Origin of the sequence: Kribbella flavida DSM 17836 (assembly GCF_000024345.1) — a bacterium.
Lineage (GTDB): Bacteria > Actinomycetota > Actinomycetes > Propionibacteriales > Kribbellaceae > Kribbella > Kribbella flavida.
On record NC_013729.1, the window covers coordinates 7167195 to 7185372 of the forward strand.

An 18178-nucleotide genomic window follows, 5' to 3' on the forward strand; every position below is an offset into this window, starting at 1 on the left:
GGCAAGAGCATGCGATCGATCCGACAACGGCGTACGGCGACCGCGGCGGCCCTGCTGGCGGTGCTCGCCCTGGTGGCGGCCGGTTGTGGCAGCAGCGACTCCGGCGACGGCGACTCCGGCAACGGCCAGGAGGCTCCCGGCGCGGACGCCCTGGACCAGGCGACCGGCGTCACCAAGGTGACCTTCTGGCACGGCATGAAGGGTGCCAACGGCGAGGCGGTCGACAAGCTGGTGAAGGCGTTCAATGCCAAGAACAGCGGCAAGATCGAGGTCCAGGCCGTCTACCAGGGCGACTACGACGAGACGATCACGAAGTACAAGACGTCGGTGCAGCAGGGCAACACGCCGTCGGTGGTGCAGATCTACGACATCGGCTCGCGGTTCATGATCGACTCCAAGCAGACCGTGCCGATCCAGAGCTTCGCCGACAAGGACGGCTACGCGCTGGACTCGATCGAGCCGAACATCGCGAACTACTACTCGATCGACGGCAAGCTCAACTCGATGCCGTTCAACACCTCGATGCCGCTGCTCTACATCAACAAGGAAGCCTTCGTGAAGGCCGGCCTGGACCCGGCCAAGCCGCCGGCCGACCTCGACGCGATCATGGCCGCGGCGAAGAAGCTGACGATCAAGCAGGGCGGACGGACCACGCAGTACGGGTTCAACGCGGCGATCTACGGCTGGTTCGTGGAGCAGCTGATCGCCCAGTCCGGTACGACGTACTGCGACAACGAGAACGGCCGCAAGGACCTGGCCACCCAGGTGAACTTCGCCGACGAGCAGGGCGTGAAGATCGCCACCTGGTACCAGCAGATGGTCAAGCAGGGCCTGATGCCGAACACCGGCAAGAAGACCGACGACGCCCAGGCCGTGTTCAAGTCCGGCACGTCGGCGATGCACCTGGAGTCGACCGGCTCGCTGCGCGGCTACCTGGACGCGGCGAAAGGCAAGTTCACCGTGATGACCGCGCCGTTCCCGAAGCTGAGCGCCGGCGACACCGGCGGCCCGATCATCGGCGGCGCCTCCCTGTGGGTCAACGGCCCCGGCCACTCCGACGCCGAGAAGCGCGCCTCCTGGGAGTTCGTGAAGTTCGCCTCGACCCCGGAGCAGCAGGCCGCCTGGCACACCGGCACCGGCTACTTCCCGATCAACTCCAAGGCCCTCGACCTGCCCGAGGACAAGGCCTGGGTCGCGCAGTACCCGCAGTTCACCACCGCCATCACCCAACTCCACAACACCAAGCCGTCGAACGCCTCCTCCGGCTGCATCCTCGGCGTCATGCCCCAAGCCCGCAAGGCCGCCGAAGACGGCCTGGAAAAAGCGGTCCTCGGCACCGACCCCGCTGCCGCGATGAAGTCCGCCGCCGACTCCATCAAGCCCCAGATCGACCAGTACAACAAGACGGTCAAGAAGTAGCCCGCCCGACGTCCGAAGCACCTTGCTCAAGCCCAGGGCGCCTCGGACGTCGCCGTACGCACCTGCTCTCGTCGACACAGGATTCCACCCGCTGGACTTGAGTTCGTGGAGAGCGGTCGACAGGCGAGGTGCTTTGAACCGAAGGACTGGCAGGTCAGCCGGGCGTGGGCTCGGTGGGCGAGGCTCCTGAGGTAATGCCGAGGCGGTGTTGTTCGGCGAGCACGATGCGGTCCTGGACGGGGACTCTGTCGTCGTCCAGACGGTGGGCGCGATGGTCGACCGCTCGGGGGTCCAGTTGCTTGGCGTCGCTCTTGCGGGCGTACTCGTCGAAGAGCAGGCGTTTGTGTTCCTGGACTTCGCGGATGCGGTCGTCGACGGTGTCCTTGGCGAGCAGGCGGTGGACCTGGACCGTGCGGATCTGGCCCATCCGGTGGGCCCGGGCGACGGCTTGCTGCTCGGTGCTGGGTTTCCAGTGGGGTTCGGCGAGGATGACGACCGAGGCGGCCTGCATGTTGAGGCCTACGCCGCCGGCCTCGATCTGGCTGAGCAGGACGGCGTGGCCGGGGGCGGCGGTGAACTCGTCGACCAGGCGTTGGCGTTCGGTCGGGCCGACGGCGCCGCGGATGGAGCCGGTCGTCGGGCCGACCGCCTGCTCGATCCGGTCCAGGACGGTGAGGAAGTAGGAGAAGACGACCACCTTGCGGCCGTCCTCGCGTGCCTCCTCGACGATCTCGGCGATCCGCTCCAGCTTCGCCGAGCCGGCAACCTCGAAGGCCGCCTGCCGCATCCGCATCAGATTGCCCGAGCGAACCGCGCTGACGTACGCCGCCTTGTCCTCGGCGGTGGGCAGGACCCAGTCGTCGATCTCGATCTTCTCGGGTAGCTCGGTGAGCACGTCCTCCTGGTTGCGGCGCAGGTAGACCGGCGCCACCGCCCGGCGGAACTGCTTGGCCCCGGCAACGGCATTGATTGCCTTGAGCCCTTTCGCCGTGGCCGGCTGCAGGTGCTCGACCAGGTTGCGGAACTCCTCGACCCGGTTCTCCATCGGCGTACCGGTCAGGAACACCACCCGCTGCGCCGCCGCCACCGCCCGGCCGACGACCTGGGAGCGACGGGCCTTCGGGTTCTTCACGTAGTGCGCCTCGTCCACGACCAGCAGCGCCTGGCCGTGCCCCTTCAGCACGTCCAAGCTGCCCAGCGTCCCGAACGTCGTCACCGCCACCCCACCGTCCCGCAGCCACCGGCGAGCGGCGCCGTCGCGCTGGGGCCCGTGCAGGTTGTGCGGCTCGAGTTGCGTGTGCTTGGAGATCTCGTTGAGCCAGTTCATCTGGACGCTGGCCGGGCAGACCACCAGGAACCGCTGCTGCCCGTGGGCCGCGAGATGCGCCGCGGCGGCGAGCGCCTGGATCGTCTTGCCGAGCCCCATCTCGTCGCCGAGGATCGATCGCTCCTGGTGAATCAGGTACTGCGCACCGAAGACCTGGTAACCCCGCAACGTCGACTTCACCAGGCTGGTGTCCAGCGGTACGGCGGTGATCCGCTGCCGCAGCTCCTCGGGGATGAACCCCTGCGCCGCCTCGACCTCGACCTGGACCCCGCCGACCGTCGACAGCACGGCGTTCACCGCCGCCGCGTCGGCGGCGTACTCGCGCCAGAGCCGTTCGTCGGTGTAGCCGGTGAGCGCGACCGCCTGCTCGTGCCGGGCGATCTCCTTCGCCAGCCAGGCGGTCCGGGGATGCTGGTCGATCGTCTCGAGCCGGCTGAGCGCCAGCAGCGCGGCCTGCTTCTTGTCCCGCCCGGACATCCACATCGACAGCCGCCGCCGGGTCGGCGCCGCGGCGACCAGCCACTCCTGGGTGACGCCGGTCAGCTCCCGCACCGGGCCGATCAGGCCGGCGACCGCCGCGTCCGCACGCCGGATCGCGGTCAACGTCGCCAGCAGGTCACGCTGCGCGTCGTCCGGCCGATCCGGCTGGAACCTGAACTGCGCCGAGCGGGCGACGTCGCCCACGACCGCCCGGACCGCCTCGGTGATCTTGTCTGCGGTCTTCGGCCCGATTCCGGGCAGCGCGACCAGTTCGGCACTGGACACCCCGGCCAGCCGCCCGATCGTCCGGTAGCCGGCCTTCTCGAGCATGCCGACCCGCGTGCCCGTCACTTCCTGCAAGGCCGTGACCGGCAGGCTCTCCAACTCACGGACTACCTGGCGTTGGGTCAGTACGGCGAGTTGTTCGTGGGCCTGCTCCCGCAGCGAGTCCGGCCTGCCGATCAGGGTTTCGGCTCGAACCCGGAGCTCGTCGACCCGGCGAATCAGGTCACGGGCGGCACGGCCGACGCTCGACCGCATCCGGTCGGCGGTCTCCGTCTCCCCCTGATCGGTCATCGCGCCAGTCTGCCCCACGCTCCGGGATCGACCGGTCAGGGTCAGTAGTGCCAGTAGCGCTTGGCGTCGGCGTTCCACTCCACCGGGAAGGTGGTGCGGTTGGTGAAGGCCATGCCCAGGCCCCGGGCCAGTTCGAGGGTCCGGGAGAGCTGGAGCGCGTAGGGGTGGTTGTCGTCGTCCCACCACTGCTCGACCTGGGTGATGCAGGTGCGGCCGGCGAAGTACGGGTTGGCGCAGGGGTGGGCCGGGAGCCACTTCTGCAGGTGGCGGAAGTTGACGGTGGTGGAGCCGTTGGTGATCGTGCCGCGGGCATCGAGGCAGTAGCCGGTGGCGGGCACGGTCCAGCGCACATAGTGCTGGCGCCCGTCAGCCGACGGCAGCGGCTGCGGGTCGGCGCAGGTGGCGTCGGCGATGGTCTCCGAGGTCACCCGCTGGACCTGGGTCACCGGACGGCCGGCACCGTCGCTGTAGCCGTCGAGCAGGACCCAGTCGCCGTTGCGGACGAACCGTTCGGCGGACTTCGGCGGCCAGGCCTTCGGGTCGCCCCAGGAGATGTCGGAGGTGGTCTCGCTCTGCGGGAACCACGCCCACTGTCCGGCTGCGGAGCCGCCCGCCCAGTACTGACCAGCCGAGCGCTCGAACATCAGGGAGTACTGGCCGTAGTTCTCGGTCGCCGCACGCGCGGTGCCGGTTGCGGCCAGCAACGCCACGGTGACGGCCAGGAAGACAGCTTTCGTCCGCATGAGCGACCAGGCTAGCGCGGACTGGGCATGAACTCCCGGCCCGTTTAGGCTCGCGCCAAGCGCTGCGACAACCTGGAGGAGATGCCATGCCGGACCCCGTCACCCACACCCTCGCCGTACCGGGCGCCACCCTCACGTACGACGTACGCGGTGAGCTGGCCGACCGGGACCAGCCGGTGCTGCTGCTGATCGGTTCGCCGATGGGCGCGAGCGGGTTCCCGACGCTGGCGTCGTACTTCGAGGACCGGACCGTGGTCACCTACGACCCGCGCGGCGTCGAGCGCAGCGCGCGTACCGACGGCACCGGCGAGCTGTCGCCGGAGGACCACGCGGGCGACCTGATCGCGCTGATCGAGGCCCTCGACGCCGGTCCGGTCGACCTGTTCGCGAGCAGCGGTGGCGCGGTCAACGCGCTGGCCCTGGTCGCCCGCCGCCCCGAGCTGGTCCGGCGAGTGGTCGCGCACGAGCCGCCGTTGGCCGGACTCGTCCCGGACGCCGAGTACGCGCTGGCCGCGTGCGAGGACATCTACCAGACCTACCAGCGCGACGGGATGGGTCCGGCGATGGCGAAGTTCATCGCGATCACCCAGTACGACGGGGAAATCCCTGCCGACTACACCAGCCAGCCGGCGCCCGATCCGGCCATGTTCGGTCTGCCGACCGAGGACGACGGCAACCGGGACGACGCCTTGCTCGGGCAGAACCTGCGCGGCTGCACGTCGTACCGGCCGGACGTGGACGCGCTGGCCAAGGCCACCGACCGGCTGGTGATCGCCGTCGGCGAGGAGTCCAGCCGGCAGCTGGCCCGGCGCGGCGGCGAGGCGATCGCCGAGCGGCTCGGGCTGACCCCGGTCGTCTTCCCGAGCAACCACGGCGGCTTCCTCGGCGACGAGTACGGCATGCCCGGCAAGCCGGAGGAGTTCGCCGCGAAGCTGCGCGAGACTCTCGCGGCCGGCTGAACCCGCACCACTCACCAACCCGCCGCGCTCGCCCGGCCGCACGCTCGGGCGGCGACCTCGGGGCGGGTTCGGGCGGGGTTGGTGCGTGGTGGACGTTCGCCGATCTGGTTAGCTGGTCACATGACTGAGAAGCCTGAGATCGACTTTCCGGACGGCCCGCCGCCGGCGGATCTGGAGATCACCGACATCACCGAGGGCGACGGCGCCGAGGCCAAGGCCGGCTCCCGGGTGAACGTGCACTACGTGGGCGTGGCCCACTCCACCGGCGAGGAGTTCGACGCGTCGTACAACCGGGGCGCGCCGCTGGCCTTCCAGCTCGGCGTCGGCCAGGTCATCCAGGGCTGGGACACCGGCGTCCAGGGCATGAAGGTGGGCGGCCGGCGCAAGCTGGTCATCCCGCCGCACCTGGGCTACGGCGACCGCGGCGCCGGCACCGCGATCAAGCCGGGCGAGACCCTGATCTTCGTGGTCGACCTGATCAGCGTCAGCTGACCTCCAACCAAGCAGCCCCCGGATGCGTCACACCGGCGCAACCGGGGGCTTTTGGGTAGCAGTACTCATCCGCCGGCCGCCCGGATCTGCTGGACTGGGAGCATGACGATGGCGACCCTCAAGACGTCCGCCCCGGCGGCGGTCTCCCGGCCGTTCACCCGGTACGCCGCCCTGACGGCCACCGCGGCCCTGTTCCTGTTGTTGCTGACGGCCCTGATCTGGCCGGACCTGAGCGGGATCAAGGGCAAGGCCTCGACCGCGCGACTGGTGGTCTACCCGCTCGGCGCGATGGTGCTGCCGCTGTGGTGGTGGGCCTACGGCCGGTCGAGGAGCGCGTTGCACACCAGCTTCCCGTGGGCTGCACACCTGCTGATCACGCTGCCCTGGCTGGTCGACCTGATCGGCAACCGGCTCAACCTGTTCGACACCATCGCCTGGTGGGACGACGCCATGCACTTCGTGCTCTGGGGCCTGCTCACCGCCGGAGTTCTGCTCGCCTTCGCGCCCTGGCCGCTGTCGCGCGGACTGACCGCGTTCGTTGCCCTGGGCTTCGGTGTGACCGCCGCGGTGATCTGGGAGCTGGGCGAGTACTACGCCTTCATCCGCCACTCCGCCGAGCTCAGGACCGCCTACACCGACACCCTCGGCGACCTGTCGCTCGGCACCCTCGGCGCCCTCCTGGCCGGCCTGATCGTCTCCCACACCCGCCGCCGCCCACCTTTGCAGGGATAACCCGCCACGTTGTGGCTTCTGCCCCTGGCGTACCCGGGGAGAACCCACAAGGGTCGCGGTGATCCCCCCGAATGGTGCACACCGGCGGGAGCGAGGGCGGCGGTGTGCGGCCCGGGTGCTGGGGGCTGCTGGGCCGCTGGGGTCCGATTCGGCGGGGTGTGCTTGCGGCCGGGTCAGCGATCCGTGGGGCGGCAGATGCCGTTGGCGAGGGCGCTGGCGGCGAGGGCCCGGGCTGCCGGACTGGCTGCCGCGGAACCGGCCTGGGGGGACAGGTCGTCGCGCAGAGCGGCCGGAGCGTCCACCCGGGTGGTGTGCCGCCCGATCGGGACCACCATCGGCGTACCGGCGACCGGGTCGGGAATCACCTTGACGGCCAGGCCGAAGACGTCGTGCACGACCTGCTCGGTGATCACCTGCCGGGGGTTGCCCTCAGCAACGATCCGGCCACCCTTCATCGCGATCAGGTGGTCGCCGAACCGGCAGGCCTGGTTCAGGTCGTGCAGCACCAGCACGATGGTCCGGTCGTCGCGCCGGTTCAGGTCGACCAGCAGGTCGAGCACCTCGAACTGGTGGGTCAGGTCGAGGAACGTGGTCGGCTCGTCGAGCAGCAGGATGTCGGTCTGCTGCGCCAGCGCCATCGCGATCCAGACCCGCTGGCGCTGACCGCCGGACAGCTCGTCGATCGGCCGGTCGGCGATCTCCAGCACGTCGGTGGACAGCATCGCGTCGGCGACGGCCTCGTCGTCGGCTTTGGTCCACTGCCGGATCCAGCCCTGGTGCGGGTACCGGCCGCGGCCGACCAGGTCGGCGACCGTGATGCCCTCCGGCGCGGTCGGCGACTGCGGCAGCAGACCCAGCTTGGTGGCGACCTCCCGGGTCGACACCTGCTGGATGCTCTTGCCGTCCAGCAGCACGGTGCCGCGGCTCGGCTTGAGCAGCCGGGCCATCGTCTTCAGCAGCGTCGACTTGCCGCAGGCGTTCGCGCCGACGATCACGGTGATCTTGCCGGTCGGGATCCGCACCGACAGGTCGTGAATGATCTCGCGCTGCTCGTACCCGACCGCCAGCTGCTCGACGGACAGGCTGTGCGCGACCGTGGGCGTCACCGTGGGCTCGATCGTGGTTTCCACCGGGTTCTCCATCTCAGCCACCACTCCCCACCCGGTTCGCCCGGGCCAGCAGGAACATCAGGTACGGCGCGCCGACGACGCCGGTGACCACACCGACCGGCAACTGGGTGTCGCCGAACGCGTGCTGCGCGATCAGGTCCGACAGCGCCACCACCAGCGCGCCGATCAGCGCGGACGCGACCATTGCCGGTCCGGGCGAGCGGACCAGCCGGCGGGCGATCGGCGGCGCCACGAAGGCGACGAACCCGATCGGACCGGCCGCGGCGGTCGCGACCGCGGCCAGCAGCACCGCGATCACGATCAGCCCGAGCCGCGAGCCCTCCACCCGCAGCCCCAGCCCGTACGCCGTCTCGTCGCCCAGCTGCAGGATCCGCAGCCGGTGCACGAGCAGGACCAGGAACGGCGTCAGCACCACCAGCGTGATCGCGACCGACCGCACGTGCGACCAGTCCCGCCCGTTGAGGCTGCCGGTGAGCCAGATCAGGGCCTGCTGCGCGACCTCCACCCGGGCCTTGGTCAGCAGGTACGACGTGACGCTGGTCGCGATCGCGCCGATCCCGATGCCGACGAGGATCAGCCGGTAGCTCGACACACCCCGGCGCCAGGCCAGCAGGTACATGGTGAACGCGGTCAGCAGCGCACCGGCCATCGCCATTCCGGCGACGGCCGGACCGGTCAGACCGAGGGTGATGATCGCGAACACCGCGAACGCGCTCGCGCCGTAGGTGACGCCGATGATGTCCGGGCTGGCCAGCGGGTTGCGGGCGATGCTCTGGAAGATCGCGCCGGACATCCCGAGCGCCGCACCGACCAGCAGACCGGTCAGCGCCCGCGGCAGGCGGAGCCGGTTCACGATGAACTCGGTCGCCTTGTCGCCCTGGCCGAACAGCGTCTTCACGACGTCGACCACCGGGATCTTGAAGTCGCCCAGCGACAGCGAGACGCAGAAGGCGGCGAAGACCAGCACTGCGAGCACGGCCGTGACGGCGAGCCCGCGGGCCCGGCGTACGGCGCGGGCGCGGGTGATCACCTGGGCCGGGGTCAGCCCGGAGTTCGGCGCGTGGCCGGTCTCCGGGGCGGTCAGCTGGGCCATCACAGGTCCGCCAGCTTCCGGCGGCGGACCAGGGCGATGAAGAACGGCGCCCCGATCACGGCGGTGACGATGCCGACCTGGAGCTCGCCGGGCTGCGCGACGATCCGGCCGAGCACGTCGGAGCCGAGCAGCAGGATCGGAGCCAGCAGCATCGAGTACGGCAGGATCCAGCGGTAGTCCGGGCCGGTGATCAGGCGGGCCACGTGCGGGATGGTCAGCCCGACGAAGCCGATCGGCCCCGCGGCGGCGGTGGCGGCGCCGGACAGCAGGACCACCGTGACGGCGGTGAACAGCCGGGCCGTGCCGACCCGCTGCCCGAGCGAGCGGGCCACGTCGTCGCCGAGCGACAGCGCGTTGAGCAACCGGCCGGAGACCAGGGCGAGCGCGATGCCGATCAGGATGAACGGCGCGACCTGGGCCGCGATCTCGGGGCCACGGCCGGCCAGCGACCCGACCGACCAGAACCGGAACTGGTCGAAGGTGTCGACGTCGCCGATCAGCAGGGCGGTGGTCAGCGAGCCGAGCATCGCGGTCATCGCCGCGCCGGCGAGCGCCAGCTTGACCGGCGTCGCGCCCTCACGGCCGAGCGAGCCGAGCATGTAGACCGCGACCGAGGCGGCCGCCGCGCCGGCGAAGGCCAGCCAGACGTACGCCGTCAGGCTGGTCAGCCCGAGCCAGTAGATGCCGCCGACAACGAACAGGGCGGCGCCGCCGTTCACGCCGAGAATGCCCGGATCGGCCAGCGGGTTGCGGGTGACGCCCTGCATCAGCGCGCCGGACAGGCCGAGCGCCGCGCCCACCAGCAGACCGATCAGTGTCCGCGGGACCCGCAGCGAGTGCACGATCACGTGGTCGGTGTTCGTGTTGTCGTAGTGGCGCAGAGCGTCGAGGACCGTGCCGAACGGGATCTGCTTCGACCCGACGGCGATGCTGAGCAGACAGACCACCAGCAGCAGCACGACGGCGACCAGCAGCCCGGCGACCAGCGTGGTCCGGCGGGCGCGCGGACAACGCGGTACGACGTCCGCGGTGGCGGGGGCCGGCCTCGTGGCCGCGGCGGCAGGCGGGGGCATTGGACTTTTGGGATCCTCTTAGGTAAGGCTAACCTCTAGACGCCTCAGAATAGCCCGCTCGCCCCGGGGCCGCACCTGGGGTCCCCTGCTTTGTCACTACTTACTCCGGAGACCCGGCATGACCACAGTGCTCGAACGGCCGATCACGTTCGACTCGGTCCTGGTGACCGTGGCCGCGATCGACGACCTCAGCCCGCACCTGCGCCGGGTGACGTTCGTCGCCCCGGAGCTCGCGGACGTCGTCGTCGCGGGCCCGGACCAGCGGATCAAGGTGCTGCTCACCCCGCCGGACGGCAGCGACCTGCGGCTACCGAGCGGCCCGGACTGGTACACCGAGTGGTGCGCGACGCCGGAGAACGAGCGTTTCGTGATGCGCACGTACACGGTGCGCGCGGTCCGGCCCGAGGTCTGCGAACTGGACATCGAGTTCGTGCTGCACGGCGTCAACGGGCCGGCGTCCGCCTGGGTCAGCGACGCCCAGCCGGGCGACCAGGTCGGGCTGATCGTGCCGTTCGCCGTCGACACCACCAGCGTCAAGGGGCTGCTGCACTCCGGCGTCGACTACGTGCCGCCGGCCGACAGCCTGCGCCGCGTCCTGGTCGCCGACGAGACCGCGCTGCCCGCGCTCGCCTCGATCCTCGAGCAGCTGCCGCCTTCCGTGCACGCGACCGTCTTCGTCGAGGTGCCCGACCTGCGCGACATCCGCGCCCTGCCGACCCCGGGTACCGCCGACATCACCTGGATCGCCCACACCGGCGCCCCGGCCGACTCTCCGAAGTCGTTGCTCGAGGCCCTCGAGTCGGCGACCCTGCCGCACGGCGTCGACTACGCCTGGGTGGCCGGCGAGTCCACCATGATCAAGTCCGTCCGCCGCCACCTCGTCGACACGGGCCTGCCGAAGTCCACGATCTCCTTCCAGGGCTACTGGAAGCGCGGCGAACCGCAGGTCTGAAACGACGCAGCACTGCTCGCGCGAGCAGTAGCTGCGATCCTCGTGCGCAACCGCCACACCGGCGGGGCACGGGTCAGCGAGCTTGGGCCGCCAGGCGTTCGTCGCGGACACCGGCGGCGTCGAGCAGGGTGGCAGCCAGCCGAACGCCGGTGCCGTTGAGCGGCTGAGCCCGCACGACCGCCCGAGCGCTGGCGCCGTCGAAGACCATCGTGAGCTGGACGGCCAGCGTGCCGGGGTCCTCGGCGTGGGTGCGAGCGAGCTCCGCGCGGAAGAAGTCGGTGAGAGCCTGCTTGAAGTGGCGCGCGACGACGCTGCCGGGATGCTCGGGATTCTTCAGCTCGACCGCGGTGCTGACGAACGGGCAGCCCAGGTAGTTGCCGCTGGCAGCCATCTCCTCCTGCCGCTCGAAGACGGCAAGGATCCGGGCCCGCGCCGGGCGGTCGTCGTCCGGGCTGGGCAGCAGCGTCGCCTGGTAGTACGGGCCGCGGCTGGCCAGGCTCTCGGCGATCACCTCGTCCTTGGACCGGAACAGCTGGTACATCGACTTCTTCGACACCCCGGCCGCCTTGCACAGCGCGTCGACGCCGATGCTCACGCCGTCGCGGTAGAACAGTTCGCTCGCGGCCTCCAGCAGCCGCTCGCGGGATGTCGCCTGGGTCGTCATACGACGAGCGTACCGGCTTCGCCCGCGCCGGGAAACCGTTCGGTCTACGCCGATAGAAACTTATCTGTTTATCTCCTACGGCGCTTCTCGTGACCCACGCGCTTCGAGGGTCTGCGGCCGGGCGTCGCCGACACGCTCCGCCCGCGCATTTTTGTAGAGATGCTGCATAAAATGGTGGAAATGATCGACGTCGTTGCGGTACTCCGTCCGGAAGATGTCACCCTCGATTTCCTGTCCGTGCTCGACCCGGCCCGCGGTCGCGAGGTCCACGTGCTCGTCGCCGACCGCGGCGCGTACCTGAAGCTGCCCGCCGCGACTCCGCTGGCCGGGCGGCTCGCGCCGCTCGCCGAGCTGCGCGGCACGGCCGCGGACGGTCGCAAGCCGTTCTCCCCCGGCGCGGCGGCGGACCTGATCACGCTGGAGACAGGCGACGTCGAGGCGACGGTGTGGACGCACAACCCGGCGGACAGGCGCCCGCGCCGCGCGCGCTGGGGTCTCGAACTGGCCGGTCTCGTACGCCGCGCGCCGGTTGTGCACGCGGTCGGCGACGCCCCGGAGCTGCAGTGGACCACCGACGTGGACGAGCACCTGAGCCCGGCCCTGATCGAGGCCAAGCTCGCTTTCGTCAATCTGCACTGTGCCGACCTGATCGCGCTTCCCGAGCACGACCAGAACGCGGTGCTCACGACGAGAGTGCCTGCGGTCGAGCGGTTCTTCGGGTCGATCCCGGACGAGCGCGCCCGGCTGTTCGCACTGACCGGCGACCTGGGCGACGACGCCGCGCTGGTGACCGATCCGTGGGAGTTCGCGACGTCGCCGTACGAGATCGAGCGGCTGGACGCGACCGCGGCCTGGGTCCGGTCGCACCTGGACCCGGCGGCCGGACGGGTGATCGAGGTCGGCGCCTGCGAGGGCGCGCTGACCCGCCGCCTGGCAGCCGACGGTTACTCGGTCGACGCCACCGAGCCGAATCCCGTGTTCCTCGACCGGCTCCGGACGGCTGCCTCCGGCGTCGACGGCCCGGGCCCCGGTGTCATCGGCGGCGCCTGCGTGAGCGGGGACGTGCGGATCCACGCGCACAGCTACGAGGAGCTGGTGACGACCCGCCGGCTCACCGGTTCGGCGTACCTGCTGATCGAGCTCCTGTACTACGAGCAGGACCTGTCCCTGCTGGACCGGTTCCCCACCGACCGGCTGTTCGTGACGATGGAGCCCGTCGAGCTGGCGGCGCGGACCTGGCCGGCGAGCTGGACCGTCGACGAGCAGGTCGAGCTCGCCCTGCCGAGATTCGAGCCGGTCGCCGGCGGCCGCGCGTACGTCCGCAAACGCGGCAGCCGCGGCCTGCTCCTGAAGAGACGCTGACCGCACCTTCCCTACCTCGTCTGCGACGGAACTCAGCTGACGTGGACGTCGCGGATGCGGGTGTACTCCAGGGAGTCGGCGACCTGGTCGGCCACGTCGGGTGAGATCTTCCGCTCGACGATGTGCAGCGCCAGGTCGAGGCCGGCGGTGATCCCGCCGGACGTGACGACGGTCCCGTCGTCGACGACCCGGTTCTTCTTCAACTCGACCCCGAAGGCTTCCAGCTCGGGCCAGGCGCTGTGATTCGTGGTCGCCGGCCGTCCCTTCAGCAGGCCTGCCTCGGCGAGCAGCATCGAGCCGGTACAGACCGAGCCGATCCAGTCCAGCTCCGGCGCCAGCTCAGCGAGCCGGGCCGGCAGCACTCCGCGACGAGCCTCGGCCCACGCGCCCTGCTCGGCCCGGGTGAGCCAGCCGCCGCCGGGCACCAGGACGGCGTTCGGCACTCCGAGCCCCTCCGGCGCCTTGAACTGCAGCCCGTGGTTGCCGGTGATCTCGGCCGGTCCGTCGAGGCCGACCAGGACCACCTCGAGGTCCGACTGGCCGGCCGCGAGGCTCCACGCCTCGTACGGGCCCAGCACGTCCAGCTCGTCCACTCCGTCGAACACCAGGATCTCGATTCGCATGTCCTCCAGCCAACCGGCCCTGGAGTCCCGCAGCCAGCCGTCCAGTGGTCGGTTCTCCGCAGGATCTGGCCACTGGGCGCAGGGATCTGACCGCTGGGCGCAAGGCGCTCGCACGAACTGTGATGGGACCGCTACTCATAGTGGAGGCCTCAGTCGGAGGTCCGCCCAGCTCACTCCTCCGAACCAGGACGCGGCCGGCGCCCACCGCCCCGGGCACCGGCCGCGTCCTCGTCAGCACGACGGCGTACGGCAGTGGATGCGCCGGTGCCGACGTACCGTAGATGCCATGTCTGGGACAGGGGGACGACCTTCCACGCCGCTGGAGGTGGAAGAGCGGATCGGGCCGTACCGGTTGATCCGGCGGCTCGGACAGGGCGGCATGGGCGTCGTCTACCTGGCCGAGGGGCCTGAGCACAAAGAGGTCGCGCTCAAGGTACTGCGGCCGCACGTGGCGCACGACCCGACCGCCCGGGCCCGGCTCGAGCGTGAGGCGACCACGCTGCGCAAGGTCAACCACCCGGGCGTCGCCGGCATCCTCGACCACGACCTGCGCGCCGACCGCCCGTACCTGGTGACCCGGTTCGTGCCCGGCCGCCCGCTGGACGAGCAGGTGGACGAGCGCGGCCCGCTGACCCCGCAGCGCTGGCTGCCGCTGGCCGGATGCCTGGCGGAGTCGCTGCAGGCGATCCACGCGACCGGGGTGATTCATCGCGACCTGAAGCCCGGCAACGTGATGATGTTCAACGGCAAGCCGGTGATGATCGACTTCGGCATCGCCCAGGCCGCGGACGACCTGCGGCTGACCCAGACCGGTCTGGTGATCGGCACCCCGGGCTATCTGGCGCCGGAGCTGATCGAGGGCGAGATGGTGTCCGAGTCCGCCGACTGGTGGGGCTGGGCCGCCACCGTCGCCTACGCGGCCACCGGGCGCCGCCCGTTCGGCAAGGGCCCGTTCGAGGTCGTGCTGAGCCGCGTCCACAGCGGCCAGGCCGACCTGGAGGGCCTGGACCCCCGGCTGAAGCCGCTGCTCGCCGCCGCCCTCGCTCCGGACCGCCGCGACCGCCCGACCCAGCTCGAGATCATGGCCGGCCTCAACCGGTACGCCGAGGGCCGCGACGCGCTGGTCCCACCGGCGGAGGCGGGCACCGCGGTGCTGACCGCCGCGAACGTCAAGGACACCATCCAGCTCAACCCACCGACCGCGGTGATGACGCGGGTGGTGCCGGCGACTCCTGCTGACCCTGATCCGGCCGAGGTGGCTCAGCTCGTACCACCGGTGATCCCCCCGCTGTCGGCGTTCGCGCCGATCCGGGACAAGCTGCGCGACGTCGCCGCGCAGCAGAAGGCGGCGCAGCAGGCAAAGGCGGTCCCGGTGCACCCGGCGACGTACAGCCCGACGCCGACTGCCGCTGCGCCGGCCGCGATGCCCCTGCCGTACCAAGCGGCGGCCCCGGCGGGCCTGGGAGGTCCGGCGGCTGGTCCTGGCTTCGCTGGACCGGCTCCGACCAGTCACTACCCGGCGCCGAACAACCAGTACCCGCCGGCGGACAGCCACCCGGCGCAGTACTCCGGGCCGTCCAACTACCTGGTGCCGGCGAAACCGCAGTACGACAAGGCTGTGGACCGGCGGGCGCAGGGGACGCCGCTGCCACCGTCGTCGCGTGCCGGGATGCTGTTCGCGCTCCTGCTCGTCCTGGCTGTGCTCATCGCCGCTCTACCGGTCGCCGGCATCCTGGTCGCCGGCGCGCTGACTGTGCTGGCGCGGATGGTCGACAAGTCCAGTACTGCGCTGCTGCGGCGGCGTGAGGCTCGCGGATACCGCGGTCGCTCGGACGGGATCGTCGCTGTCGCCGCCAGCCCGGTGCACCTGGCCAGTGCGGCGCTGGTGTCCCTGCCCTGCGCGATCCTGCCGCTCGTGGTGGGGTTCACCGTCGGCGGTCTGACCACGCTGACCCTGGCGCTGGTCCAAGGCTTCGAGTGGACGCCGCTGGCACCGGTCAGTACGGCGATCGGCGCTGCTGTCGGTCTGCTGACCGCATGGGGCGGGCCGGGTGGGTCTTCCCTCCGGCGTGGGGCGCGGGCGGGGCTTCGCTCCGTGTTCCGCCCGGCCTGGTTGAGCACTCTGGTCACCGCCGCACTGCTGGTGACCGCTGTGGGGGTGGCTTACCAGGCGTGGAGCGCGGGCACCGACTGGACGCCACTCGGCGACGCCTTCCGGCTGCCCGAGCTGCCGAGCTCGCCGACCGTTGGGGACCTGCGCTACCTGCCGGTCATCCGCGACCTGCCGTTCGTGAACTGATCCGCTCCCGACGAAGGGTCTTGTCCGGGCCGATCCGGTCGCGGCCCGTCTTGGTGCGGCCGGTGTTGCGCCCGGGTTCTGTCCGGGCCGGCGCACCGTCGGTGCGCCGGCCCGCGACTCAGATCCGGTTGTCCAGGATCAGGATCTGTGAACGCTCCGGCCCGACCCCGACCGCGGAGATCGGCGCCCCGCTCATCGACTCGACCGCGCGCACGTAGGTCTGCGCGTTCTTCGGCAGGTCCTCGAAGCTGCGGCAGCCGGTGATGTCCTCGCTCCAGCCGTCGAGCTCCTCGTAGACCGGCACCGCATGGTGGAAGTCGGTCTGCGTCATCGGCATCTCGTCGTGCCGGACCCCGTTCACGTCGTACGCGACGCAGACCGGGATCTTCTCCCGGCCGGTCAGGGTGTCCAGCTTGGTCAGCACGAAGTCGGTGACGCCGTTGACCCGGGCGGCGTACCGGGCGATCACCGCGTCGTACCAGCCGCAGCGCCGCGGCCGGCCGGTCGTCGTACCGAACTCGAAGCCCTGCTGGCGCAGCCACTCGCCGTCGGCGTCCAGCAGCTCGGTCGGGAACGGGCCCTCGCCGACGCGGGTGGTGTAGGCCTTGACCACGGCCATCACCCGGTCGATCCGGGTCGGCGGGATGCCGGCTCCGGTGCAGGCGCCGGCCGAGATCGCGTTGGAGGACGTGACGAACGGGTAGGTGCCGTGGTCGACGTCCAGCAGCGTCGCCTGCCCGGCCTCCATCAGCACGGTCTTGCCCGCGTCCAGCGCCTTGCCCAGCAGCAGGCTGGTGTCGGCGACCATCGGGCGCAGCCGGTCGGCATAGCCCAGCAGCTCGTCCATCACCTCGGCGATCTCCACCGCGCGACGGTTGTAGATCTTCACCAGCAGCTGGTTCTTCTGCTCCAGCGCGCCGGTGACCTTCTGCTCCAGGATCTTCTCGTCGTACAGGTCCTGGACCCGGATGCCGATCCGGTTCATCTTGTCGGCGTACGTCGGGCCGATGCCGCGCCCGGTGGTGCCGATCTTGCGGCTGCCGAGGAACCGCTCGGCCACCTTGTCCAGGGTCCGGTTGTACGGCGGAATGATGTGCGCGTTCGCACTCACCACCAGCCGGCTGGTGTCGACGTCACGGGCCTGCAGCGCGTCCAGCTCCTCGAACAGCACGCTGAGGTCGACCACCACCCCGTTGCCGATGACCGGCGTCACCCCGGGGGTCAGGATCCCGCTCGGCAGCAGGTGCAGCGCGTACTTCTCGGTGCCGATGACAACCGTGTGGCCGGCGTTGTTGCCGCCGTTGAACTTCACCACGTAGTCGATCGCGGTCCCGGTGTTGCCGAGCAGATCGGTTGCCTTGCCTTTGCCCTCATCGCCCCACTGGGCGCCGACGAGCACGATTGCGGGCATCTCAGCCCTCCTCTTCACGCGCCGGCCGACGGCATCTCGCCGCCCACGGCCGCCGCTCGAAACGGTGAAGCCCGGCACGCTTCACCGAACGTTCATCCGGTGTGCGTTCCAGGCTCTTGCGGCCAAAGCCTACCGGACCGGCGGTTCGTGCAGACCGTCGTCGCCGGTGAGCTGGACCGCACCACGGGCTTGCCATTTTCCGTGATCACGTGCACACTCTTAGTCAGCGGCCCGCCGAAACTGCCGCAGGGGACGGTTCCGGCGGGCCGCTTCCTTGTGCCCGGTGGGCGTTTCCGGGTCTTCGCCGCTCAGGCGCCGGTGCCCTCGGGGTTCGAAGCCAGCCATTGCTTGACCCGCCGGTCGGCCTCCTCGCGGGAGACGTCCTCGACCTTGGTGAGGATCGCCCAGCGGTGCCCGAACGGGTCGATGACCGTGCCGTACCGGTCGCCGGTCAGGAAGGTCGACACCGGCTCGACCGGCCGGGCACCGGCCTCGACCGCCTTCGCGAAGGTCGCGTCCACGTCCGGCACGTAGTGCACCAGCGACGAGTGCACCCACTCGCCGTTCGGTGCCCGCAGCCCGATCTGCGGCATCTGGTCGCTGAGCTGCAGCATCGAGTCGCCGAACCGCAGCTCCGCCTGGCCGAGCCGCCCGTCCGGCAGGTCCTGCCGGCTGACCACCTCGGCGCCGAACACCTGGGTGTAGAACTCGATCGCCTTCGGCCCGTCGGGCACGGCCAGGTACGGGGTGAGCGAGTGATAACCGTCGGGGATGGGGTTTACCGTGTTCGTCGTCATGCCCGGCAGTCTTCGCGACCCCGGGCCTCCCGGTCTTGGAAGAAAG

Annotated in this window: 16 protein-coding genes; 7 read left to right on the plus strand and 9 right to left on the minus strand. The window is 70.6% G+C overall.

Annotated features, from left to right (window positions below):
- The first annotated feature begins 9 nt into the window (after window positions 1-9).
- The gene (locus KFLA_RS33265) at window positions 10-1419 is read left to right on the plus strand and encodes an ABC transporter substrate-binding protein (protein ID WP_012924239.1); all 1410 of its coding nucleotides are present in this window, start codon (window positions 10-12) and stop codon (window positions 1417-1419) included.
- Between the two features lie 154 nt (window positions 1420-1573).
- On the opposite strand, the gene KFLA_RS33270 is transcribed toward KFLA_RS33265, so the two are convergent.
- Together KFLA_RS33270 and KFLA_RS33275 are read right to left on the minus strand one after the other, a co-directional pair.
- Window positions 1574-3802 (minus strand): DEAD/DEAH box helicase, encoded by a 2229-nt coding sequence (locus KFLA_RS33270; RefSeq protein ID WP_012924240.1) that lies wholly within the window; start codon window positions 3800-3802, stop codon window positions 1574-1576.
- A gap of 41 nt (window positions 3803-3843) precedes the next feature.
- Window positions 3844-4545 carry a hypothetical protein gene (locus KFLA_RS33275; protein ID WP_012924241.1) on the minus strand — a complete coding sequence of 234 codons (702 nt, stop codon included), beginning with the start codon at window positions 4543-4545 and terminating at the stop codon, window positions 3844-3846.
- A gap of 86 nt (window positions 4546-4631) precedes the next feature.
- Between KFLA_RS33275 and KFLA_RS33280 the strand changes: the two genes are divergently transcribed.
- From KFLA_RS33280 to KFLA_RS33290, 3 genes are all read left to right on the plus strand, one after another.
- Entirely contained in the window at window positions 4632-5504 is an 873-nt protein-coding gene (locus tag KFLA_RS33280; protein ID WP_012924242.1) for an alpha/beta fold hydrolase, read from the plus strand.
- A 120-nt stretch (window positions 5505-5624) separates the two neighbouring features.
- On the plus strand, window positions 5625-5996 hold the full coding sequence (locus KFLA_RS33285) for an FKBP-type peptidyl-prolyl cis-trans isomerase (RefSeq protein WP_012924243.1): 372 nt from the start codon (window positions 5625-5627) through the stop codon (window positions 5994-5996).
- A 102-nt stretch (window positions 5997-6098) separates the two neighbouring features.
- Entirely contained in the window at window positions 6099-6728 is a 630-nt protein-coding gene (locus tag KFLA_RS33290) for a DUF2238 domain-containing protein (protein ID WP_049797475.1), read from the plus strand.
- 173 nt (window positions 6729-6901) lie between these two features.
- Here KFLA_RS33290 and KFLA_RS33295 read toward each other — a convergent pair whose 3' ends face one another.
- The 3 genes from KFLA_RS33295 to KFLA_RS33305 are packed head-to-tail and all read right to left on the minus strand — an operon-like array spanning window position 6902 to window position 10024.
- Window positions 6902-7870, minus strand: coding sequence for an ABC transporter ATP-binding protein (locus KFLA_RS33295; protein ID WP_012924245.1), 969 nt, complete (start codon window positions 7868-7870; stop codon window positions 6902-6904).
- A gap of 1 nt (window position 7871) precedes the next feature.
- Window positions 7872-8951: a FecCD family ABC transporter permease gene (locus tag KFLA_RS33300; protein WP_012924246.1), complete on the minus strand. Its 1080-nt coding sequence runs from the start codon at window positions 8949-8951 to the stop codon at window positions 7872-7874.
- A complete protein-coding gene (locus tag KFLA_RS33305) occupies window positions 8951-10024 on the minus strand; it encodes a FecCD family ABC transporter permease (protein WP_012924247.1) in 1074 nt (357 codons plus the stop codon). Before KFLA_RS33305 ends, KFLA_RS33300 begins: the two co-directional genes overlap by 1 nt.
- A 118-nt stretch (window positions 10025-10142) precedes the next feature.
- Here KFLA_RS33305 and KFLA_RS33310 point away from each other — a divergent pair, with 118 nt between their 5' ends.
- Complete coding sequence (locus KFLA_RS33310) at window positions 10143-10976, plus strand: siderophore-interacting protein (RefSeq protein WP_012924248.1); 834 nt, start codon at window positions 10143-10145, stop codon at window positions 10974-10976.
- A 73-nt stretch (window positions 10977-11049) separates the two neighbouring features.
- Here KFLA_RS33310 and KFLA_RS33315 read toward each other — a convergent pair whose 3' ends face one another.
- Window positions 11050-11640, minus strand: a complete 591-nt coding sequence (locus KFLA_RS33315) for a TetR/AcrR family transcriptional regulator (RefSeq protein WP_012924249.1) — start codon at window positions 11638-11640, stop codon at window positions 11050-11052.
- Window positions 11641-11820: 180 nt separating this feature from the next.
- Here KFLA_RS33315 and KFLA_RS33320 point away from each other — a divergent pair, with 180 nt between their 5' ends.
- Window positions 11821-13002, plus strand: a complete 1182-nt coding sequence (locus tag KFLA_RS33320) for a class I SAM-dependent methyltransferase (RefSeq protein ID WP_041289599.1) — start codon at window positions 11821-11823, stop codon at window positions 13000-13002.
- 32 nt (window positions 13003-13034) lie between these two features.
- Here the strand turns inward: KFLA_RS33320 and KFLA_RS33325 are convergent, their stop codons facing one another.
- A complete protein-coding gene (locus KFLA_RS33325) occupies window positions 13035-13625 on the minus strand; it encodes a DJ-1/PfpI family protein (protein ID WP_012924251.1) in 591 nt (196 codons plus the stop codon).
- A gap of 286 nt (window positions 13626-13911) precedes the next feature.
- On the opposite strand from KFLA_RS33325, the gene KFLA_RS33330 reads away from it, so the two are divergent.
- Window positions 13912-15924, plus strand: coding sequence for a protein kinase domain-containing protein (locus tag KFLA_RS33330; RefSeq protein ID WP_012924252.1), 2013 nt, complete (start codon window positions 13912-13914; stop codon window positions 15922-15924).
- 118 nt (window positions 15925-16042) lie between these two features.
- Here KFLA_RS33330 and KFLA_RS33335 read toward each other — a convergent pair whose 3' ends face one another.
- Together KFLA_RS33335 and KFLA_RS33340 are read right to left on the minus strand one after the other, a co-directional pair.
- A complete protein-coding gene (locus tag KFLA_RS33335) occupies window positions 16043-17335 on the minus strand; it encodes an adenylosuccinate synthase (protein WP_012924253.1) in 1293 nt (430 codons plus the stop codon).
- A gap of 308 nt (window positions 17336-17643) precedes the next feature.
- On the minus strand, window positions 17644-18132 hold the full coding sequence (locus tag KFLA_RS33340; protein ID WP_012924254.1) for a VOC family protein: 489 nt from the start codon (window positions 18130-18132) through the stop codon (window positions 17644-17646).
- Window positions 18133-18178 lie beyond the last annotated feature (46 nt).